Source organism: Variovorax sp. YR752, from assembly GCF_943372545.1.
Genome location: NZ_CALRZC010000007.1, coordinates 1 through 19,575 on the forward strand (window position 1 = coordinate 1; position 19,575 = coordinate 19,575).

Consider the following 19,575-nt stretch of genomic DNA (forward strand, 5'->3'; position numbering starts at 1 on the left):
GAGCGAGCAGTCGGGCAGCTACGTGGTCGACAGCGGCCGCCTGCGCGGCGGGCAAAGCAAGTCGAGCGACCACATCGACCGCAGCCTCTTCCTGCAGTACGACTACGCCCACAACCGCGGCACCGACGCGCCGCCCTCGGCCTCGGCCGTCACCGCCAACTGGGGCTGGACCGGGCGCTACTTCGACGACAACTCGGCGCCCTCGCGCGGCTACGGCCTGGCGCTCGAAATGGCCGCGGGCTACACGCTCACCGGCCAGCAGCTGCCCTTCACCCGCACCTACGCGCGCTTTCTCGGCGTGCTGCCGCTGGGCGCGGCCGACGACAAGAACGCCCGCGCGCGCCGCAGCCGGCTGCAGATGCGCCTGGAGGCCGGCGCCGTCGCCGCCAAGGACAGCGCGCAGATCCCGTCCACGCTGATGTTCCTCACCGGCGGCGACACCACCGTGCGCGGCTACAGCTACAAGCAGATCGGCACCGTGCGCGCCGACGGCAAGACCGTGTCGGGCCGCTACCTCGGCGTGGCCAGTCTCGAATGGCAGCGCCCCTTCGTCTACAAGGACAAGCTCACCGAATGGGAGAGCGTGGTGTTCGTGGATGCCGGCGCCGTGGCCGACAAGCCCGGCGAGCTCAAGCCCAAGGTCGGCGTGGGCGTCGGCGCGCGCTGGCGCAGCCCCATCGGCCCCGTGCAGGCCGACCTGGCCTACGGCGTCGACTCGAAGAAATTCCGCCTGCACTTCCGTCTCGGCTTCACCTTCTGACCCGCTCCATGCCGACCACGCCCGCCACAGCCACGCCCCCTCCCAGCCCCCGCCGCCGCTCGCGCACCCGCCGCGTGCTGCGCGCGCTGGGCTGGACCCTGGCGGGCCTGTTGCTGGTCGTGCTGCTGCTCGCCGCAGGCACCTGGTGGTGGCTCGGCTCGAACAAATCATTGGCCTTCGCACTCGCGCAGGCCGCACAGCGCCTGCCCGCGGGCCAGACACTCGAGAGCCGCGACGTCACCGGCTCGCTGCGCACCGGCGGACGCATCGGCTGGCTCAAGTGGCAAAGCGAAACCCTCGCCGTCGAGGTGAACGACGCCACGCTCGGCTGGCAGCTCGCACCGCTGTTCCAGCGCAAGGTGCAGCTCGGCGACATCCACGCGGCGAGCCTGTCGATCGAACGCCGCGGTCCACCCAGCGACACGCCGACCGAGCCGCTGACGCAGGTCGCGCTGCCCGTCGAGGTGGCCGAGGTGCCCTTCCGCATCGACGAACTGCGCTGGGCCGGCCCGCCCCCGCTGAAGGCCACCGGCCTCGCGGGCCGCTACAGCTACCTCGGCGCGCAGCACGCGCTGGACATCGAAGGCGTCGACATCGCCGATGGCCACTACAGCGCCCGCGTGCGGCTGCAGGGCCCGGCGCCGATGGCGCTCGACGCCACGCTCGACGGCCGCGTGAAAGCCCCGCTCGCCGAAGACCGCCACCTCGAGGTGCAGGCCAAGGCCTCGGTGAAGGGCACGCTGGCCGGCCCCAAGGCGCGCCTGCAGGTCGCCGCCGACCTGCAGCCCACCGAGCCCAACGCCGAAGCGCCCATGGAAGCCAAGCTGCGCGCGCAGATCGCGCCCTGGCTGCCGCAGCCTGTGGTCGATGCCAAGGCCGACCTGCGCAACGTCGACGCCGCCAGCCTCTGGCCCGGCGCGCCGCAGACCCGGCTCACCGGCACCGTCGAACTCACGCCCGACGCCGCCACCGGCCCCGCCGCATGGAAGGCCTCGGCCGACATCCGCAACGCCGTCGCCGGCCCGTGGGACCAACAGAAGCTGCCGGTCGAGCAGGTCGAAGCGCAGGTCGGCTTCGACGGCACGACCTGGACCGTGCCCGAAGCCACCGTGCGCGCCGGCGGCGGCCGCATCGACGCCGAAGGCAGCTGGAGCCCCGCGCCCTCGCCCTGGCAGGTGCGCGCCACCGTGCGCGGCGTGCGGCCCGGCGCGCTGTACAGCGAGCTGTCGGGCGCGCCCATCGGCGGGCAGATCAGCGCACGGCAGGCCGAAGGCTCCGACACCCTCGTCTTCGACGTGGCCCTCCGCGCCGGAGGCAACGGCGGCGCCGGCAGCAAGGCGCTGCCCGGCTTCGGCCTCGACCGCGCATTGGCGCAGGGCCAGTGGAAAGACCAGGTGCTCGACCTGCGCACCTTGCGCGTCGAAGCCATGCGCGCCCGCATCGACGGCAAGCTGCAGGTGCGCGTGGCCGACCAGGCCGCCAGCGGCAAGCTCGACCTCTCACTGCCGGGCGGCAGCGCGCAGCTCGACGGCCGCATCGCGCCCACCACCGGCGGCGGCGACCTCAAGGCGCGCATCGACGACGCCGAAGCGATGCAGCGCTGGGTACAAAGCCTGCCGGGCCTGTCGGGCGTGTTCGCGAACGCCAGCGCCAAGGGCAGCGCCCGCCTCGACGCCAGCTGGCAAGGCGGCTGGCAGACCGTGCAACGCCGCATCGAAAACCCCGGCGCCCCCACCGCACGCGGCAGCGCCGAGCCCAGCCTCAAGGCCGCGCTCGCCGTGCCGCGCCTCGACCTGAACCTGCCCGCCGCACAGCCCGACGGCACGGCCACCTCCGTGCAGTTACGCGAACTTCAGGCCGACCTCGCCGGCAGCATCGCCCAGGCCACGCTCACGCTCAAGGGCGAAGCCACCACCGGCACGCAAAAGCTCGCGCTCGACACCCGCGCCAGCGGCGGCCTCGCCAGCGCCAACCAATGGCGCGCCACGCTCGCCAGCCTGCGACTTCAAGCGCAAGACACCGCCACCGCGCGCCCCGGCCAAGGGCCCTGGGTGCTCGAGCTGGGCCGCGAAGTCACGGCCACCGTGCGCGCCGCCGACAACCGCCTCGACGTCGAAGCCTCCGCCGCCGACGCCACCCTGCGCGGCCCGTTGCCCGGCACCGTGCGCATCGACTGGCAGCCGCTGCGCTTCAACCAGAGCGGCGCCGCACCGAACCGCGTGTTCCGCCTGCAATCCAAGGGCCAGATGCAGGGCCTGCCCATGGCCTGGGCCGGCGCGTTCGGTGCCAACGCCACGCTGAGCGAACTCGGCATCAGCGGCGACCTCTTGTTCAACGGCGACTGGGACATCGACGCCGGCGACACCCTGCGCGCCAAGGCCCGCCTCGCACGCCAGAGCGGCGACATCCGCGTGCAGGCCGGCGAGGCCGCGCTCGTCACCCGCATCACCAGCACCGGAACCGGCACCGCGAGCGAACGCACCATGAGCTCGGCCAGCGGCAAGAACGACGTCAACGGCGTCGATCTCACCGCCACCCCGGCCGGCCTGCGCCGCGCCGAACTGCAGCTCGACGCGCAAGGCGACGCCGTGCGCGCCACCCTGGCCTGGGACAGCGAACGCGCCGGCCGCCTCGACGCCGAACTCGGCACCCGCATGCAGCAGCGCAGCGGCGGCTGGCAGTGGGCGCCCGACGCGCCGCTCAACGGCACCCTGCGCGCCGCGCTGCCCAACCTCGGCGTGTGGTCGATGCTCGCGCCGCCGGGCTGGCGCATCGCCGGCACGCTCGACGCCAACGCCACCCTGTCGGGCAACCGCACCGCGCCGCGCTGGAACGGCACGCTCGGCGCCGACCAGCTCGCGCTGCGCGCGCCGGTCGAAGGCCTCGACCTGCGCGACGGCCGCCTGCGCGCCTCGCTCACCGGCGACCGCCTCGAAATTGCCGAGTTCACGCTCAAGGGCGGCGCCGGCAGCACCGCGCGCATCGGCGGCCAGAGCGGCAACCGCAGCACCGCCGCCAGCGAAGCGCGCACCGACGGCGGCTCGCTCACCGCGCACGGCGACCTGAGCTGGGGCAGCAACAACAGTGCGACCAGCACCGGCATCCGCATGGCCCTGCAGGCCGAGCTGCGCGCCCTGCGCGTGCTGGTGCGCACCGACCGCCAGGTGTCGCTGTCGGGCAACCTGCAGGCGCGGCTGGACAACGGCCAGTTCAACGTGCGCGGCAAGCTCAAGACCGACCGCGCCGTCATCATCCTGCCCGACGAGACCGCGCCCAGCCTGGGCAGCGACGTCGTCGTGCGCTCGGCCGCCAAGGACAAGGCGGACGCCGAGGCCGCGCAGCGCGAATCCGCCAAGGCCGACGCCCAGGCGGCCAAGGCCGCCAACAAACCCCAGACCGCCAAGCCACCCGACATCGTCGTCACCTTCGACCTCGGCGACGACTTCGCCGTGCAGGGCCGCGGCATCACCACGCGGCTCGAGGGCGAACTCGAAATCCGCAGCACCCGCCTCGATGCCCCACCCCGCATCACCGGCGAAGTGAAGACCGTGAAGGGCCAGTACCGCGCCTACGGCCAGCAGCTCGATGTCGAGACCGGCATCGCGCGCTTCAACGGCCCGTTCGACAACCCCGCGCTCGACATCCTGGCCATCCGCCCGAACATCTCGCAGCGCGCCGGCGTGCAGATCACCGGCTCCGCGCAGTCGCCCCGCGTGAAGCTCTACGCCGAGCCCGCGCTGTCCGACGCCGAAACGCTGTCATGGGTCATCCTGGGCCGCGCCTCGGCCACCAGCGGCGGCGAATCGGCCCTGTTGCAACAGGCCGCCCTGTCGCTGCTCGGCAAGATCGGCGGCACCACCACCGGCGGCAGCCTGGCCAGCCGCTTCGGTCTGGACGAACTCGGCTTCAAGGGCCCCGGCAACGGCGGCGACCTGCGCGAGTCGGCCGTCACGCTCGGCAAGCGGCTGTCGAAAGACTTCTACATCACCTACGAACGCAGCCTGGGCGGCACCTTCGGCACGATCTTCATCTTCTACGACCTGACGAAACGCCTCACGCTGCGGGGGCAGGCGGGGCAGACGAGCGGGGTGGACCTGATCTATACGGTGAAGTACGACTGAGGGTGCAGACACCCCAAACTGGTAAAGTGCGGGCCGCGCAGCAGCAGCTGCAGCGCGCACCGTCTTCGTAGTTCAATGGATAGAACGGGGTCCTCCTAAGACTCAGATACAGGTTCGATTCCTGTCGAAGGCACCAAAGACCCGGTTCACGGCGTCTCACCACGCATCAAAACCCGCACGTTTCCCCAGCGTAGCGGGTTTTTCTTTGCCTCACGACTGTGCACGGCGTAGCATCCCATCTCACAGAAATACCGTTACTTTTGTCGGTATCCCGGAAATCCCCATGGCGGGATACCGTCAAGGAGTTGAGATGGCACTGACAGACACGTTTGTTCGGCAAGTGAAGGCCACCGAGAAGGCCATCGGAGACAAGTACGCGGACGGTGGCGGCATGTACCTGCTGGTGAAGGCAGCCGGGAAGTACTGGCGGATGGACTATTCATTCAGCGGCAAGCGCAAGACGCTCGCGCTAGGCACCTACCCAGAGATTTCGCTTGCCAAGGCCCGAGAGCGCCGAGCTGCGGCCAGAACGTTACTTGCCGAGGGCGTGGATCCGAGTGCGGCCAAGCGAGAGGAAAAGAAAGCCAGAGCCGACGCAGCGGCGAACACATTCGAGGCTGTGGGGCGCGAATGGCTAGGAAAGACTGCGGCGAAGCGAGCGAGCGGGACGCAGCTCAAGGTCAAGACCTGGCTGGAGAAGGACGTGTTCCCCTTCATCGGCAAGATGCCCATGTCCTCCATCGGTCCACGGGACATCCTGGAACGGGTTGTGCGTAAGCTGGAAGCACGAGGGGCCATCGATACCGCCCATCGCGTGAAGCAGCTTTGCGGGCAAGTGTTTCGCTTCGCCGTGGTGTCAGGGCTGGCAGAGCGGGACGTGACCGCCGACCTGAGCGAAGCCCTGGCCTCGAAAACGAGCAGACACTTCGCTGCCATTACTGAGCCCAAGAGAGTCGGCGACCTGATCCGATCAATCCATGCCTACAGCGGCCATCCCAGCACTGTTGCCGCGCTAAAGCTCTCCCCTTTGGTGTTTGTCCGGCCTGGTGAGCTGCGCACGGCCGAATGGGCAGAGATCGATCTAGATGCGGCCGAGTGGCGCATTGCCGGCGCAAAGATGAAGATGAAGGTCGATCACATCGTGCCCCTGGCGACGCAAGCGGTGGAAATCCTGCGCAACCTCTACCCCATCACGGGCCACGGGCGCTACGTTTTCCCCAGCATCCGCACGGGTGAGCGCCCCATGAGCGAAAACACGATCAATGCCGCACTGCGGGGGATGGGCTACAGCGCCGAGGTCCACACAGCCCACGGCTTCAGAGCAACGGCGCGGACCATCATGGACGAGGTGCTGGGTGAGCGCGTGGACTTCATCGAGCATCAGCTCGCGCACATGGTCAAGGATGCCAACGGTCGTGCGTACAACCGCACCGCCCACCTACCCGCGCGTCGCGAAATGATGCAGCGCTGGGCCGACTACCTGGACAAGCTTGCCGCAGGCGCCGAGATCATCCAGTTCAAGGCAGCCTGACCGATCGCTCGGCGCGCCGCGCCGGCACGGTTGTTCTGTCTGAAACGGGGAAACCTCGGGCGCCTGGGCTTCAACTGGACGCCGAAACAGTCGGTAGCCGAGATGTTCGGGCGCGGTTGGCACGCCATGCACCAGGGCGGCGGGCTTCTGCTGTGTTGCGAAGCGCCGGCCCGCGCGCTCATCTCCGCGCCCGACAGCCACAACCGATGGCTCGGTGAGGATGAATACGTGGTGGAGTCGTCGATGCTCCAGGTAGTGCGCGTGGTAGCTCGCTACCCAAGGTCCGGCGCCTGAATAGCCCGATGGGCGCTAACCTCGGCACTGACCATCGCAGCGCTAACCTGCCGAGGAGACGCTCGCAGGCAACGCGGGATTTTCCCGGGTTCCCTGCGTACCTCGTTGCGTAGTGGCGCCTCGCGTACCCATCTCCGAGCACTCAGCGCTATGGCATCCTCGCCCATCTAACGGTCACTCAACGATTCGAGGCTACGTATGGACGAAGAGGCAAAAGCGGTCGGAGAGATCGCCAAGACAACGGGCAAGGCAATCGACGCAGCCCGCGACGCTGGCGGCTTCATCGCTAAGTTCATCGCCGGGCCCATCGAGCAAGGCGTGGGAATTTTCGAGGACCGGCTTCGATATACCCGATGGGAGCGCCAGCATCGCCTGATGCAGAGAGCCGAAGAGTTTTTGCGCCTGTCGGGCTTGAGCGGCCCCACCCGTGCGGTCCCTCTGAAGCTGGCGCTCCCGCTGATCCAGGGCGCCTCCCTCGAAGACGACGACATGCTTCAGGATCGGTGGGCTGCACTACTCGTCAACGCTGGAAATGCGAGCTTCCCATTCGAAATTCGCCGGGCATACGCTTCAATCCTTGAGCAACTCACGTCGCTTGATGTCGCCGTCTTGGACGCGATCTATGCGCGCCCATTTGAGGCCTGCCAACATGATGGGGTACTGACCTCCGCCCTCCCGAGCGAAGCTTCGATTGCGCCGCAAGGTCAAAGCGAGGTTACAGAACCATCGAGCGATGTGCTAATTTCTTTAGCCAACCTCACCAGAGTTGGTTGCATCCGACCGTCTTTTACTTGGGGCGGGGGCGAGTCGTTCTCGAGGGTGCTTCCGACAGTGGCAGGAAGGGCATTTTTCGATGCCTGCCAAATGCCAGCTTTGAAAGAGTGAGGCCGCGCGATCCGCACGCACCCACCCGGCCCAAGCCACTCACTTTTAGAGTGAGTTGAGATGCGCTGGTTGCCTCGATGCTTCCGCCCTCTCGCTTTGCACTTCGTCTGGATCAAGATATGGAATCGCTCTTCATCAGCTGCCTCGCACTGTTCTTCACCGTTCTGAGCTTTTGGTGGATGCATTGGCGCCCAGGAAAGCTAGAGGTCGGCAACCTGCAGCATTTCGCCGCAGGAAGCGTCCGTTTCGGCAGAACTGACGCTCCGAACGGCTGGATCGTCGGGCTGCCGCTCATCCTGATGAACACTGGCGCAAGCCCCCTTGTATTGGAATCGTTGAGACTTGTACCAGCCAAGGACAATCCCGCCGGGAAATTGATCTTCAATGGCGTCGACACGGTGCTATGGACAGCAGACTCGGACGAAGAGAATGTGCATGACTTTCTCTACCTTCCGAAGATCATCAAACCCAATGACGCACTAGCCGCCAACGTGTCGTTTCTTTGGGCGCCAACCGATGCTCAATATCAAGCTCGGCTCTATCACTTCTTTCTCGAGGCGAAGATCTCCGGCACGAGGGCTTGGCAGAAGGTGAAAGACATCGAGCTGAATTTCGCCGGCTCCAACGACGACACGCTCTACGAACTTTCCGCGTTCTACAAGGTGTACCGCTATGCGCCCAGTGCATAGACTTCGTCCATCTACGCTTCCCGCCCGAACTGCATCACCACGCCGGCGGTAGCTAGGCCCACCATGCGAAGCTCGCGCAGCGTGAGGTCGAGGCGGGTATCGCCTACCTCGGGCGTCCCTCCGCCGCCGGGCACGAACGTCATGGAGACCGCGCGACCCTCAAGGCTGGCGGCACAACAAGCGGCAACTTCGTGGCGCAGCCCGCGCTCAGCAGCGTCACGCGCTACAGCAATCTGTAGTTGGCATCTTGACTCAGTCCTTCAGCGCGAGCGCGCCAGATGCGGTAGTGAAGCAGTACCTAGGCGCCAATGCCAGCGACAGGCCCTTGCACATGCGGATGCCACACTTCGCCCGCCCTGCTTGCCTTGGCAAGTCGCTCAAGAAACTGCTTCGGCAGCGCTCCTCCAGGCGGATGCGAACAGAGCATCCCAGTAGGCGAGACCTGCGTAACCACAATCCCTGCGCCGTACCCCGCGAGTCGATCGAGAGCTTCGGCCACAAACAACGGCATGCCTGGCTGAGTCACTTCGATCCACACGGTGACATTCTGGTCCATGCGATTTGCTGCGTCGATGGCAGCAGACAACAACTCAGCCGCCCTCCCCGTGGTTATTGCAGCCGTCGATCCAGCCGCGCTGATGGTCAAATGCATGACGGAAAAGTTCCAATCCAGGGAGTCGCTCCAGATTTTCGGATGAAACATGTCAGCTACTGCGTTGAGCGCGGCTGCATCGGTAGCATTGAATCCCATGGACACCCCTTAGTGATGAAGATTCGCTATGGTATTGGACAACTCGTCTGGGGCTCATGACGTGTGCCTCTCACTCCAGCAAGTCGAGGCCGATGCGCGCTGAGCATCAATGTACGTCGCAACGTCTGGGATGTAGGCAACCCATTCCCCTGACTCCCCCAGCTTGAACATGGGAAACGGCAAGTCTTTCTTGTAGATCTTGTTCTGAACAGTCCTCGCTCCAAGGCTGAGCAGGTCCGCGACCTCCGAGAGCCGCAGTACTGGTCGTCCATCGGTCATCAAAAGAAGCATCATTTCTGTCTTCACGGTATCAGCCCTCATGTACTCGATCGAGGACACGGTGGCGCCTCGATCCTGAGTGGTGCGCGAGAATCACTCAAGCTTGGTGATCAGGCGTTAAGACTTGGAGCGACCGATGGATATGCCAAAGCCAGTTGACCCGTCAACGACGATCAGCCGCTACGTGAGCTTCGCAACCTTCCTGAGCATAGTGCGGACCAGGAAGATGTATTTCCCGGCTGCTGGCACCTTCAGCGACAAGCATGAAGGCAGTGGCACGGTAATCGACGAGATGCACCTTGACGGATTGTTCGACGCGCTTCACGCACTGGTGAACTATCGCATGACCGCGTCTCTTGGGATCGGTGTCACACCGGAGAGGCGCGAAACGCTCAAAGCTGAAGCCGAGGCTATTGAAAAGCGCCGGCGAACAATCCAAACGCCGTTTGGCGCCCTCGATGTAACTCCCGAGCGCAAGTATCGGCAGATCCTCGCGGCTCTTCGCCTCTCCCTAGACGTGTCGTGCTGGCATGAAAACATCGATGAGAGCCTCGCGATGTGGAAAATCTACGGCGGATCCGCGGAGTCGGTATGCATACGGTCAACCGTTGGTGCGCTCGACTCGGCGCTTCAGCTCGAACCAGACGCCCGAAAAGTCGTGGCGCGGGTGAAGTACATCGATCACCAGCAAGACTGGTTTGAAGACGGTCACGCGTTCTCCTCGGTGACGCACAAGCAGAAGCCCTACTCGTTCGAACAGGAGGTGCGGGCTATTGTGTGGAACCCTGGATCTGATCCTTTCGAGCCTCGCGCTGCAACGGGAAGTCTGGTCGATATTGACCTGCACAAGCTTGTTACCAGTATCCGCCTATCCCCCGAGGCACAGCCGTGGTTCAGGGCACTGGTGGCGGGCGTAGTTGCAGACGACCTGAAAGTTGAGATCGAACAGTCGATCATCAGCCGTGACCCGATACTCTGAGGGCGCCATGGGCTGGACGATTGCTGCGCCTCCGCACGGTGCGGGTCAGCCTCTCTCTGCGTCAGCGGAACCGCACACCCTGACTGATGTGAGTTTGCACATGAGCAGCAAGCAAGAAGCCGGACGGCGGCCCTTCGAAACCGATGCCACGCATCGTGTCGTCAGTACTTCCCTGCGGATGAATGAAAAAGCGCATCCCCTCCTCGAAGCCTTTCTCGCGCCTGAGGGCTTCATTCAGTAGGTCCACATACTGGCTTGGCGTTACCTGGCGCACATCTTTTTCCTCGGAGTGGCGCCGTCAGTATGGCTCCGAATCGGTAGGCACTTGACGCCATATTTGATTTGGAACTACCATATCTAAATGGACAAACCAATATCAAGCCGAGGTGGAGCGGGACGCGGCCAAGGCAGAAAGCCCCTTGACGGTGAATCGGCAATGAAGCCCATCTCAATCAAGATGACCGACGCACAGCGAGACAAGCTGAAAAAGCTTGGCGGGGCGCCTTGGGTGCGCGAGAAGATCGACAGAGCAAAGGAGCCGATCGATGACTGAGTTGATGACGTTGGAGCACATTGCCGAAATGCATCACTGCTCACTACGTCACGCCCGGGATGTGGTCGTGAAACTACCGGGCTTCCCAGCCGAAGCGCCGACAAGTACGCCCAGGAACAGGCTTTGGCTTCGATCCGAGATTTCGGCGTTCATCCATCGCCGATAACGTGTTGGCCTGCCACGTAAACGCAGGCTACAAAAGGCGACGGCCCAAGGTGGTACGAACACCAAGGACCGTCTAACCACAACGTGCAACTCTGAAAGGACCGCACATCATGGCTATCATCAATATTAGCAAGAAGCTCCAAAACCGAGCTGAAGCAGCCGCCAGCGGTGCGGCCAGCATTCACGACATTCGCGCCTGGATCGTTTCGGCCGACGCAAAGCTGGAAATGGCGTATGACGCCGCTGAAAATGGCGAGCCGGTCGATGTGCTTCTGGATCACATCTGCCACTCAGTAATGCTGGAGCCGGTTCGCATCATCCACCGTGAGAACCTGACGCAGGCTGACGCCCAGCGTGTCTACGACAGCCTGTTCCCTGCACTGGCCTGCATCCAAGGCGCCATCAAGCTGGCTGACGGTACGGTCCTGCAGCACACACTGGAAGAAGCCTTCGAGTTGCTGGATACCGCGCAGACGGCTCTCGACCCAGTGAACGAGGCTGTTCGCTCTCTCGCTGATGGCGACGAGTACTCGCCGGATCACCCGCATGCGGCACCCATCGCTGCGCCCGCCCCCGGAGAACGTGGCGCACGTATGGAACGAGGTGCAGCATGACCACTGCGCCGTCTTCGATTCACGCCGCCGATAAAAGCGCGGAGCGTTCGCCCTGCAACGTCGTGCCTTTCCCTGCGCGAGCGGTTACGGCTCAAGTCAAAGCTATCCGCAGAAGGAGAAAGGCCAAGGGCTCCAACGTACTGAAGTTCACCGGGCTCACGCGCTACAACTACGACCGCGAAACACTACTTGCCAAGCACAAGGAGTGCATGCAGAAAAAGGTCATCGACCTATTCGGCCAGCTCGTCAACGGCGAAGTAACGGGGTTGGCCCTCTCCGTCACTAAGGGCGGGCCGCTGAGCGGTGTCGAGACAACCTTTCATGGCCTGCTGGCTGAGGAATACAACCTCACACGCAAGATCGCAAAAGGCGTCTTCGAGTACTCCTATGAACGGTTGCTCGAAAAGGGGATGCATGTATGGGCCAACGAAGAATAGGCGGCGTGAGATTCTGATTTTTGAAGGCGCTGGGGGTTGCTCCCGAACATCCGTTTCCCTGACGGACTGCGCCAACTCCCTCGATCCTTGAAAGAACTGCCGTGAGCGATGACCTGCCAATCCATACGGAATTCGAAGCCATGACCATTGCTCTTGCCCGCGATGGAGATGCAGAAGCGGGGATGGAAGCACTGCGGCTTTGCGCGACGGGGTTGTACGCGAACAACCTATCAGAGCCGATGCGCTTCTACCTAGCCCAGTGCTTGCTCGACCTCACCGACGGGATTCAGGCTGATCGAGCGATGAATGTGGAGGTCGAGCGAGGGAAGGGGCGGCCTACCAACCCATTCCCCGAATGGGAAACACCACTTGCTGCATTCGGCGCCCTCCTTCATCGACGCGGGTACATCGCTGCGCGAATTGAAGAAGCGATGAGCGATGCGCGCCGAGCGACCGAAGGCAAAGACTTGGATTCAAGGGAGGCCCGCCGCATTCGAAAGAAATACGCTGCCATGGAACTACTGGATGACGATCTTCTAGCCCACCTGTGCGGTGATCAAAAGATGCGGGGAGAAATCGGAAAATTTCCCCCCGTGCCCTAGAGGCGTCACAACGGAACACTTCATATCAGCCGCGAAGGAGGCGGCCGATATGTCACACAACACTCCGTCATTCGACGCACTACCCAACAGTGCTTTCATCCGCGTCGCGCAGTTGGTGCAAAGCCCTAAACGGCCAAATGCCCCAGCTCCTCTACCCTTCAGCGCCCCAACTTTATGGCGAAAAGTTAAGGCGCGAACCTTTCCCGCCCCCTGCCGGATCTCTGAGCGAGTAACCGCATGGAAGGTGGGCGACGTGCGCGAATGGATCGCGGCTCAGACGGAAGGAGGTGCGCAATGACCGACCTTCTCAGTCCGAACAGCGCGCCGACGCTAAACCCTATCGCCAGCCGTGGAAGCGCCGTGAAAGAGCAGGAGCGACGCATAGTCGCGGCCCTCAGGCTGCGCCCAATGACGACCGATGATTTTCGAAAGATCGGCATCTTTCAGATCAGTGCTCGTATCTGGGGCCTACGCGCACAGCAATACGCGATCACCACGGATCGCATCACCGTTGTCGACCGAGACGGATACGCACATCCCCGCGCCGCGCTCTACACATTGGTTTCGGAACCGGACGGAGGCGTCAAATGCTGACCCAGCAAATGGAAACGCCTGGAGAAGCGGTGGCAGCCGCAACCCAGGCGCAAAAACTAAGCACTAACGAAGCAATTGTCAGCGAACCATCGGCAAAGCTCAAGGCCTTGCTGATGGAGCGTGCCGCACGAGCTGGCGTAAACGTCTACGAGATGGGATCGGGCGGCTATGCCGTGGGCTGGTGGGCACGCAGTCGAGAGGTTCCGGACCTTCGAGCGCTCAGCCGCTGCCTCACGCAGTTGGGTGTCGCAGCATGAACGCCGCCCAGCACACCACAGGATCGGCTGAGGATGGCCAACGGCCGAAATAGCGGCAGGAAGGGCGATTCCGGGCGGGATTCGGGTGGGTTCGTCGCCCTCCCCTGGTCCGTGCTCGATTGCCCCGCCTACGCCGCTCTAAGCCATCCTGCGCGCTCCCTGCTGCTGGAGATCGCGCGGCAGTTCGTCCGCGACAACAACGGGCGACTGCTGGCCTCCGCTGCCCACCTTTCAAAACGGGGCTGGAACAGCGCTGATGTGATCACCCGTGCCAAGCGCGAATTGTTGGCAGCCGGCTTCATCCACGAGACCGTGATGGGCCACCGACCAAATAAAGCAAGCTGGTATGCCGTCACGTGGCGGGCATTGGACCGCCTGCCCGGCTACGACGACGGCGCTGCTCAGACCTTTGTGAGAGGCGCCTATCAAAACGCAGGGCTTAGACCGTCTCGCGGTGTAGAGAGGCGCGCCATTGCACCGTCTCACGGCGTAGGGAAGGCCCGCCCTACACCGTCTCACGGTGCTATCAGCCCCACTTTTCAGGCTCTCTCTACACCGTCTCACGGAAACCATCTAGAGAAGCCATCTCCTGTGTTGAGAACCTCGCATTGAAAGCAAGTCATGAACGAACACATCCCGCACTTGAACATCGAGACCTTGGACAACGGCAACCTGAGGCTGGAGAACGAAACGGTGGGCGACAGCTATGTCGTTGACCTTCATCCGATCCACGTCCGCCTTCTTGCTGAACGGCTCGGTCTGATCGCGAGTCCTTCTGAACCGAGCGCTGATCAGCCCACCCTTGCCGAACAGGCACGAGACATCGACCGGCTGAAACGGGACATGCTTCGTGTTCGACAGCACGCCTTGCAACTCCAGCACAAGTTTGCGACTGGTGCAGATTGGGCGCATGCGGATCTCACCTTTGAAATGTGCCTGATCAACGCGCTTGTGGATCTGCTGGACATGGCGGTGGATGACTTCGTGGACGATTTCACGCCGCACGATCCAGCGCCCTATCCGTCCCCTCCCTCGAACCAACTGGAGCCAGGCGTTGAAGCCGACAAGCGCGGAAGGAAAACGCGAGATGGCGCCACGCCGGAAATAGTCGGCACACAGACCGAGCCGCTATTTGCCGAGGTGCGAGAGTGAGAGGAATCTCAGAGCCTCAACCCGATGCACGGGGCACGCCCCTGGCAGATACCGCCGTACTGCTTCTGAGCGCCGCGAGATCGAGGGCCATAGTGCTTTCAGGCGATCTGCGCGTCAACGAAAAGGACGCAGCATCGCTGCTTGGATACTCCGGCGAATATCTCAAGAAGATGCGTCAAGAGGGGAAGTCGCCGCCGTTCTTCCTGCGAGGCGTTGGCGGCGGAAGGATCAGCTATCGCATCACAGACATGGCGCAATGGATCGATGAGCGGCAAGAGAGCGGATAGATGAAAGAGCGCGACCAGTCCCAAAAACGGGACCAGTACCGATTTCGGGACCTCTCCCAAACGCCGGATTCCATCTTATTTTCTTGCTGCTTTCCGCGACAAAACGGGATGTAGCGGGATGGATTTGTGAGGGCCATCGGAAGATCATGGATGAATGTCCAATGATGCGCAACGCAATACATCGATGCCTTTCACCAAGGTGTCGCACGGCGACGGAACCATTCGGATCTTGCGGCTTCCCGCGGTCATCAATCGGGTCGGTCTGTGCCGCTCATCCATCTACAACCGCCAGCGCGCCGGAGACTTTCCTCCTGCGGTGAAGCTCGGCCCGCGCGCTGTGGGATTCGTAGAGGATGAAATTGACGCCTGGCTGCAGGCAGCCTGTGGCCGTCGCGAAGGCGCAGGCGCATGACGGAAGTTCTAGCGTCCGAGGCGGTCGCGATCACCCATCACTTCGGGGGAGGGGTTTACGCCAAAGAAACGCACATCGCTGCCGGCCTCATTCTCATCCAGCACAAACATGAACACGATCATCTTTCGGTGCTGGCCTCCGGCACAGTCGAACTGTTGATTGACGGCGTGCGGAGCGAGATGACGGGCCCGGCCTGCCTAACGATCACCGCAGGCAAGCATCACGGCGTGAAGGCGCTCACTGATGTAGTTTGGTTTTGCATCCATGCGACCGACTGCACCGACTCGCACAAAGTAGACGAGGTGCTGATTGCCGCGCCAGATGATGCCCTTATGGGCTCGATGATTCAGGAGCTGCAACAGTGACTGCGCCGCGCATCCTCCTCATCGACGAAGGAATCGCCGTTGGCCCGATGCAAGTGGCATTGGCTGCACATCCAGAACTGTGGGACCAAAACACCGGCAGAACCGCACCGGAGACCTCGCCTCATCACGGCCTGTCCGACATTTGGGCTCGCTACGCAGATCCGTCCACAATGAATGAGGATGGCTCGCACGATTCGGTTTGGTATCCGTGTGCAGACCTCCTGCCGGTGAGAGAGATCGTGTACGGCCTCATGGCCAAAGTCCGCGGTGAGCGTCTGGGTGGCGTGCTCATCACGCGCATCAAGCCCGGGAAAATCTGCAAGCCTCACACAGATCCCGGCTGGCACGCCCGTTACTACGACAAGTACGCCATCCAAATCGAGGCAGCACCCGAGCAGACCTTTCATTTCGAAGGGCAGTCACTTGTGACCAAGCCCGGCGATCTGTTCTGGTTTGACAACTCGTTCACGCACTGGGTCACGAACGACAGCCAGCGCGACCGAATCACCATGATCGTCTGCATCAAGACGGGGAGTAACTGATATGCCATGGAGCATTGCAGCACCAGTAATCGGCGCGGTAGCCAGCAGCGCGCTTTCGGACAGTGGCGGAGGTGGTGGCGGAGCCGGGTCACAAACCCAGAGCAAAGAGCCGTGGGCGCCCGCGCAACCGTGGATCATGAACAACCTGATGCAAGGTCAGAACCTGCAGAACGCCTACACAGCCCAGCCGTTCAGCGCCTTGCAGAACCAGGCCTATGCCAATCAGGGAAACCAGAGCAACTACATGCGCGCTCTGGTTCCCGGCCTTCTTACCCAACTCAGTCAACAGCCGCTCGCCTATGACCGGTCGAATCAGAACGCTCGACCGCAAGCCTTCGACTTCGCCAGCGGTGACACGCTGAAGGGGCTTTTGGCTCAAATGGCGAGCGGCCAAAGCAATGCACCCCCGATCCAGAACACGCCCCAGGTGACTCCGCCGAAGGCCGACGAAGGCGCATTCGCTCAGCAGAACGGCATCGTCTCTGGCATGAACATGAGCAGCTTCGACGGCCAGAACATGTATGGCTCGGGTGGCTATGGGACGTTCAAGTACGGCATGCCGACGCCTCAGCCTGGCACGCAGCAGTACCGCGACATGTCGGCCTACTTCGCCAATGGCGGCGTGGACCCGAACAACTACTACGGCAAGGGTGCCGACTACAAGGACTCGAACGCCAATCCGCTGGCTTACATGTGGGGCGGCGGTCAGGTCAATGGCGGTGTTGGCATCGGCGATACCGGCGCGAACGCGGCTGCTTCGGCCTCTGGCAACGACGGTTGGTAAGGAGAACTGAAATGGCAGGCTTCGGCGATCAAAACCCATTCCTGGGTCAAAACAACCCCTACCTTCAGCAGAACATCGACAAGGCCCAGGGCGATCTCGTTCGGAACTACAACCTGACGACACAGCCGGCCTACAACACCGCCATGGTGAAGTCGGGTTCTTTCGGGAATGCGGGCGTTCAGCAGATGAACGAGAACGCGCAGAAGAACCTGCAGGGCTCGCTCGGCGACGTGTCCAACAGCATGCGGATGCAGGACTACAACAACCAGCAAGGCATGTACCAGTGGGACCAGGGTTTCAACCGTCAGCTGTTTAACGACGCCTATTCTCAGAACATGAACAACCTGACCACTGGCGTCGGGCTGCTCGGAACACTCGCCGGCTACAACTCCAACGACCTGACCAACGCGAACAACATCCAGAACACGCCGTTCAACTACTGGTCGCAGTTCTCAAATCAGGCCAACGCGCTGGGCCAAGGCTACGGCACGCAGACCAACAACATGGGTAGCTCAAGCAATCCCGCGCTTACCGCGATGGGCGGTGCGATGCTCGGCTCACGTGCTTACAACGCATGGCAGAACGCAAACGGCGGCAACACCTACCAGAGCGTTAACCAAAACGCCCAGAGCAACGGCTACGGCGACACGTTCCAGCAAAACGGATACTCCGGCGATCAGAGCTACGGCTAGGGAGAAATGAAGATCATGGCAAAGACCATTCCAAGCATCCCAGTAGTAGACAACGGCAGCGCGAAAGAAGTGTTCGTGAGTGAAGCGGTCGGCCTCATTCACAACCTGGGCAACTATCACATTTCTTTCGCGGGCCTGATTGCAGATCACAGTAATCCGGAGGCGCCAATGGCTCGCTTGGTGAATCTTCGACTCGTCATGCCTATGGAGGCTGCTCACTATTTGGCAGATGAGTTGATAGGACACGAGAGGGCGCGTCACGCGCTTGCTAAGGCGGCAAGGGGAGCGTGATGGCACTAGAGAGTGCATACCGAATGGCACGGGACCATAGATTACCTACAACCGAGGCCCCGAATTTCGCATGCGCAGAGGGCACAGCATGACAGCCTCTGCGACGCAAGGGCACGCTCTGCAGCTCGTCCAGAAAGCACACGCGGACGGCACTAAAGAGACGGAGGCGGAGGTGGTGGGCCGCTCCCTGGCCGATTCCGCGGTCAGCGCCGGCCTGATGGCAATGGCCTACAGCGCCCATATTGGCGGGGGAAGCTCGGTCAATGCCAACATTGCCGAAGTGCGGCGAATCACCGCGGCGGTGAAGGACGGCGACCTCTCGGACCTTGAGGGGATGTTGGTCGGTCAAGCGGTGGCACTGCAGACCATGGCGGCCAACTTCGCCCATCGAGCACAGATCCAGGACAAGCAACGCAACCTGGAGGCGTTCTACAGCCTCGCGTTGAAGACGCAGGCGCAAAGCCGGGCAACGATTCAGGCACTCGTGGAACTGAAGTTTCCCCGGCAAGTGGTTTTCTCAAAGAACGCGAACATCAACAACGGCCAGCAGCAGATCAACAACGGGGTTCCCTCGCAGGCGGAGCAAACCGAATCCACGCAAAACAAAATTTTGGAGAGCAGCAATGGCCAATGGCTGGACACAGGAGCGCCGGGAACGGCAATCCCTACTCATCCGCACCTGGCGACCGTGGGACAAGGCCACCGGGCCGACAAGCCCAGAAGGAAAAGCAAAGGTGTCGCGTAACGCCTATACCGGCGGCGCGTGGCGCGAGCTGCGAGAGCTTGCCAAGGAAACGAATGCACTGCTTCGTGAGCAGCGTGACGCAGTAGAAGCCTTGACCTAACGCCAAGGAGACCTGCTATGTTTTTCGAGATGAAGACGACGAACACCCCAGTTCAGGGTTTGCTCGCAATCAAGGTCGAAACGGCCAAAAAGAGGATTGCGACCGTACCCCTCAAACAGAAGAAGCAAGCCCCGCCGAAGCGCGATTAAGTGATTCGTGATCGCCAAAAACAAGAATCGCGGCCACGTGTCAGCCGGCGCTTTGACCTTGGTCGAGGTGTCGCTTTCGGCCTGGCGGAAAGACGGTCGGATTGCTTCAACCGGCACCCGGCGCCCGGTTCTACCAACGCCGAAATGGCCGAGCGCGCGGACGCCTCGGAACGCACGATCAAGCAGGCCAAGGTAGTGCAAGAGAAGGCGGCATCCAGGATCCCATCACTTCAGCCGAGCGCATCCTTGGCTAGCCACGGCAGCGGCCCCGGCTTGGGCGCCGAGGCTGTAGCCCTTGGCATAGTCTGCGTTGTCAAACTTTCCGTGCACCATCGTTGATCGGAAATTGCATGTGGTGTTGACTGTAGCTGCGTAACCGTCCTGTTGCCCCGCAGATTCCCAGTCTTTTGAATCGCAGGCGGACAAGGCAAGTGCGCCAGCCAGAAGGACCATTCGCATTTGAAAATACATCTCAGACTCCGGACATCGCCCGGCCTTTTGGTTTTGTAGCCCTCCCGATGGAGGGTTTCCGGGACGACCTTGCA

25 protein-coding genes and 1 tRNA gene are annotated in these 19,575 nt (G+C 62.6%); 23 read left to right on the forward strand and 3 right to left on the reverse strand.

Annotated elements, in window-relative coordinates; translation table 11 throughout:
* The 6 genes from AAG801_RS02595 to AAG801_RS02620 all read left to right on the forward strand — a co-directional run.
* Window positions 1-760, forward strand: a 760-nt coding sequence (locus tag AAG801_RS02595; RefSeq protein WP_341887036.1) for a BamA/TamA family outer membrane protein, incomplete at its 5' end; no start/stop codon positions are given.
* An 8-nt stretch (window positions 761-768) separates the two neighbouring features.
* Window positions 769-4,881, forward strand: a complete 4,113-nt coding sequence (locus AAG801_RS02600; RefSeq protein WP_341887037.1) for a translocation/assembly module TamB domain-containing protein — start codon at window positions 769-771, stop codon at window positions 4,879-4,881.
* Window positions 4,882-4,942: 61 nt separating this feature from the next.
* Window positions 4,943-5,017: transfer RNA gene (locus AAG801_RS02605), tRNA-Arg, on the forward strand.
* A 174-nt stretch (window positions 5,018-5,191) separates the two neighbouring features.
* Window positions 5,192-6,412 (forward strand): integrase arm-type DNA-binding domain-containing protein, encoded by a 1,221-nt coding sequence (locus AAG801_RS02610; RefSeq protein WP_341887038.1) that lies wholly within the window; start codon window positions 5,192-5,194, stop codon window positions 6,410-6,412.
* Between the two features lie 492 nt (window positions 6,413-6,904).
* Window positions 6,905-7,591 carry an Abi-alpha family protein gene (locus tag AAG801_RS02615; RefSeq protein ID WP_341887039.1) on the forward strand — a complete coding sequence of 229 codons (687 nt, stop codon included), beginning with the start codon at window positions 6,905-6,907 and terminating at the stop codon, window positions 7,589-7,591.
* A 119-nt stretch (window positions 7,592-7,710) separates the two neighbouring features.
* The gene (locus tag AAG801_RS02620) at window positions 7,711-8,280 is read left to right on the forward strand and encodes a hypothetical protein (protein ID WP_341887040.1); all 570 of its coding nucleotides are present in this window, start codon (window positions 7,711-7,713) and stop codon (window positions 8,278-8,280) included.
* Window positions 8,281-8,291: 11 nt separating this feature from the next.
* Here AAG801_RS02620 and AAG801_RS02625 read toward each other — a convergent pair whose 3' ends face one another.
* The 3 genes from AAG801_RS02625 to AAG801_RS02635 form a co-directional block, all read right to left on the reverse strand.
* Window positions 8,292-8,423 carry a hypothetical protein gene (locus tag AAG801_RS02625; protein ID WP_341887041.1) on the reverse strand — a complete coding sequence of 44 codons (132 nt, stop codon included), beginning with the start codon at window positions 8,421-8,423 and terminating at the stop codon, window positions 8,292-8,294.
* A gap of 155 nt (window positions 8,424-8,578) precedes the next feature.
* Window positions 8,579-9,031 carry a hypothetical protein gene (locus AAG801_RS02630; RefSeq protein ID WP_341887042.1) on the reverse strand — a complete coding sequence of 151 codons (453 nt, stop codon included), beginning with the start codon at window positions 9,029-9,031 and terminating at the stop codon, window positions 8,579-8,581.
* 54 nt (window positions 9,032-9,085) lie between these two features.
* Window positions 9,086-9,370 (reverse strand): pyocin activator PrtN family protein, encoded by a 285-nt coding sequence (locus AAG801_RS02635; protein ID WP_341887043.1) that lies wholly within the window; start codon window positions 9,368-9,370, stop codon window positions 9,086-9,088.
* Window positions 9,371-9,446: 76 nt separating this feature from the next.
* Between AAG801_RS02635 and AAG801_RS02640 the strand changes: the two genes are divergently transcribed.
* From AAG801_RS02640 to AAG801_RS02720, 17 genes are all read left to right on the forward strand, one after another.
* Window positions 9,447-10,289, forward strand: coding sequence for a hypothetical protein (locus tag AAG801_RS02640; protein WP_341887044.1), 843 nt, complete (start codon window positions 9,447-9,449; stop codon window positions 10,287-10,289).
* 100 nt (window positions 10,290-10,389) lie between these two features.
* Window positions 10,390-10,530 carry a hypothetical protein gene (locus AAG801_RS02645; protein ID WP_341887045.1) on the forward strand — a complete coding sequence of 47 codons (141 nt, stop codon included), beginning with the start codon at window positions 10,390-10,392 and terminating at the stop codon, window positions 10,528-10,530.
* Window positions 10,531-11,117: 587 nt separating this feature from the next.
* On the forward strand, window positions 11,118-11,621 hold the full coding sequence (locus AAG801_RS02650; protein WP_341887046.1) for a hypothetical protein: 504 nt from the start codon (window positions 11,118-11,120) through the stop codon (window positions 11,619-11,621).
* On the forward strand, window positions 11,618-12,058 hold the full coding sequence (locus tag AAG801_RS02655; protein WP_341887047.1) for a hypothetical protein: 441 nt from the start codon (window positions 11,618-11,620) through the stop codon (window positions 12,056-12,058). The genes AAG801_RS02650 and AAG801_RS02655 overlap by 4 nt, the downstream gene beginning before the upstream one ends.
* A 101-nt stretch (window positions 12,059-12,159) precedes the next feature.
* Window positions 12,160-12,660, forward strand: coding sequence for a hypothetical protein (locus tag AAG801_RS02660; protein WP_341887048.1), 501 nt, complete (start codon window positions 12,160-12,162; stop codon window positions 12,658-12,660).
* Window positions 12,661-12,709: 49 nt separating this feature from the next.
* Complete coding sequence (locus AAG801_RS02665) at window positions 12,710-12,958, forward strand: AlpA family phage regulatory protein (RefSeq protein ID WP_341887049.1); 249 nt, start codon at window positions 12,710-12,712, stop codon at window positions 12,956-12,958.
* Entirely contained in the window at window positions 12,955-13,254 is a 300-nt protein-coding gene (locus AAG801_RS02670; protein WP_341887050.1) for a helix-turn-helix domain-containing protein, read from the forward strand. The genes AAG801_RS02665 and AAG801_RS02670 overlap by 4 nt, the downstream gene beginning before the upstream one ends.
* A complete protein-coding gene (locus tag AAG801_RS02675) occupies window positions 13,248-13,511 on the forward strand; it encodes a hypothetical protein (protein WP_341887051.1) in 264 nt (87 codons plus the stop codon). The genes AAG801_RS02670 and AAG801_RS02675 overlap by 7 nt, the downstream gene beginning before the upstream one ends.
* A gap of 621 nt (window positions 13,512-14,132) precedes the next feature.
* Window positions 14,133-14,663, forward strand: a complete 531-nt coding sequence (locus AAG801_RS02680; protein ID WP_341887052.1) for a hypothetical protein — start codon at window positions 14,133-14,135, stop codon at window positions 14,661-14,663.
* Window positions 14,664-14,755: 92 nt separating this feature from the next.
* A complete protein-coding gene (locus AAG801_RS02685; protein ID WP_341887053.1) occupies window positions 14,756-14,950 on the forward strand; it encodes a hypothetical protein in 195 nt (64 codons plus the stop codon).
* Window positions 14,951-15,104: 154 nt separating this feature from the next.
* Complete coding sequence (locus AAG801_RS02690) at window positions 15,105-15,362, forward strand: AlpA family transcriptional regulator (RefSeq protein WP_341887054.1); 258 nt, start codon at window positions 15,105-15,107, stop codon at window positions 15,360-15,362.
* Complete coding sequence (locus AAG801_RS02695) at window positions 15,359-15,727, forward strand: hypothetical protein (RefSeq protein ID WP_341887055.1); 369 nt, start codon at window positions 15,359-15,361, stop codon at window positions 15,725-15,727. The genes AAG801_RS02690 and AAG801_RS02695 overlap by 4 nt, the downstream gene beginning before the upstream one ends.
* Window positions 15,724-16,269: an aspartyl/asparaginyl beta-hydroxylase domain-containing protein gene (locus AAG801_RS02700; RefSeq protein ID WP_341887056.1), complete on the forward strand. Its 546-nt coding sequence runs from the start codon at window positions 15,724-15,726 to the stop codon at window positions 16,267-16,269. The genes AAG801_RS02695 and AAG801_RS02700 overlap by 4 nt, the downstream gene beginning before the upstream one ends.
* A 136-nt stretch (window positions 16,270-16,405) precedes the next feature.
* Window positions 16,406-17,053 carry a hypothetical protein gene (locus AAG801_RS02705; RefSeq protein WP_341887057.1) on the forward strand — a complete coding sequence of 216 codons (648 nt, stop codon included), beginning with the start codon at window positions 16,406-16,408 and terminating at the stop codon, window positions 17,051-17,053.
* An 11-nt stretch (window positions 17,054-17,064) separates the two neighbouring features.
* Window positions 17,065-17,745, forward strand: a complete 681-nt coding sequence (locus AAG801_RS02710) for a hypothetical protein (protein ID WP_341887058.1) — start codon at window positions 17,065-17,067, stop codon at window positions 17,743-17,745.
* Window positions 17,746-17,751: 6 nt separating this feature from the next.
* Window positions 17,752-18,036 carry a hypothetical protein gene (locus AAG801_RS02715; RefSeq protein WP_341887059.1) on the forward strand — a complete coding sequence of 95 codons (285 nt, stop codon included), beginning with the start codon at window positions 17,752-17,754 and terminating at the stop codon, window positions 18,034-18,036.
* A gap of 88 nt (window positions 18,037-18,124) precedes the next feature.
* On the forward strand, window positions 18,125-18,781 hold the full coding sequence (locus tag AAG801_RS02720) for a hypothetical protein (protein ID WP_341887060.1): 657 nt from the start codon (window positions 18,125-18,127) through the stop codon (window positions 18,779-18,781).
* Window positions 18,782-19,575: the final 794 nt, after the last annotated feature.

Excerpts from the sequence above, each read along its gene's own strand:
- AAG801_RS02630 (WP_341887042.1), bottom strand. The coding sequence starts at position 9,031 with ATGGGATTCAATGCTACCGATGCAGCCGCGCTCAACGCAGTAGCTGAC.
- AAG801_RS02655 (WP_341887047.1), top strand. The coding sequence starts at position 11,618 with ATGACCACTGCGCCGTCTTCGATTCACGCCGCCGATAAAAGCGCGGAG.
- AAG801_RS02665 (WP_341887049.1), top strand. The coding sequence starts at position 12,710 with ATGTCACACAACACTCCGTCATTCGACGCACTACCCAACAGTGCTTTC.
- AAG801_RS02610 (WP_341887038.1), top strand. The coding sequence starts at position 5,192 with ATGGCACTGACAGACACGTTTGTTCGGCAAGTGAAGGCCACCGAGAAG.
- AAG801_RS02640 (WP_341887044.1), top strand. The coding sequence starts at position 9,447 with ATGGATATGCCAAAGCCAGTTGACCCGTCAACGACGATCAGCCGCTAC.
- AAG801_RS02600 (WP_341887037.1), top strand. The coding sequence starts at position 769 with ATGCCGACCACGCCCGCCACAGCCACGCCCCCTCCCAGCCCCCGCCGC.
- AAG801_RS02705 (WP_341887057.1), top strand. The coding sequence starts at position 16,406 with ATGAACAACCTGATGCAAGGTCAGAACCTGCAGAACGCCTACACAGCC.
- AAG801_RS02695 (WP_341887055.1), top strand. The coding sequence starts at position 15,359 with ATGACGGAAGTTCTAGCGTCCGAGGCGGTCGCGATCACCCATCACTTC.
- AAG801_RS02645 (WP_341887045.1), top strand. The coding sequence starts at position 10,390 with ATGAGCAGCAAGCAAGAAGCCGGACGGCGGCCCTTCGAAACCGATGCC.
- AAG801_RS02680 (WP_341887052.1), top strand. The coding sequence starts at position 14,133 with ATGAACGAACACATCCCGCACTTGAACATCGAGACCTTGGACAACGGC.
- AAG801_RS02690 (WP_341887054.1), top strand. The coding sequence starts at position 15,105 with ATGTCCAATGATGCGCAACGCAATACATCGATGCCTTTCACCAAGGTG.
- AAG801_RS02710 (WP_341887058.1), top strand. The coding sequence starts at position 17,065 with ATGGCAGGCTTCGGCGATCAAAACCCATTCCTGGGTCAAAACAACCCC.
- AAG801_RS02615 (WP_341887039.1), top strand. The coding sequence starts at position 6,905 with ATGGACGAAGAGGCAAAAGCGGTCGGAGAGATCGCCAAGACAACGGGC.
- AAG801_RS02620 (WP_341887040.1), top strand. The coding sequence starts at position 7,711 with ATGGAATCGCTCTTCATCAGCTGCCTCGCACTGTTCTTCACCGTTCTG.
- AAG801_RS02720 (WP_341887060.1), top strand. The coding sequence starts at position 18,125 with ATGACAGCCTCTGCGACGCAAGGGCACGCTCTGCAGCTCGTCCAGAAA.
- AAG801_RS02715 (WP_341887059.1), top strand. The coding sequence starts at position 17,752 with ATGAAGATCATGGCAAAGACCATTCCAAGCATCCCAGTAGTAGACAAC.
- AAG801_RS02675 (WP_341887051.1), top strand. The coding sequence starts at position 13,248 with ATGCTGACCCAGCAAATGGAAACGCCTGGAGAAGCGGTGGCAGCCGCA.
- AAG801_RS02625 (WP_341887041.1), bottom strand. The coding sequence starts at position 8,423 with ATGACGTTCGTGCCCGGCGGCGGAGGGACGCCCGAGGTAGGCGATACC.
- AAG801_RS02650 (WP_341887046.1), top strand. The coding sequence starts at position 11,118 with ATGGCTATCATCAATATTAGCAAGAAGCTCCAAAACCGAGCTGAAGCA.
- AAG801_RS02670 (WP_341887050.1), top strand. The coding sequence starts at position 12,955 with ATGACCGACCTTCTCAGTCCGAACAGCGCGCCGACGCTAAACCCTATC.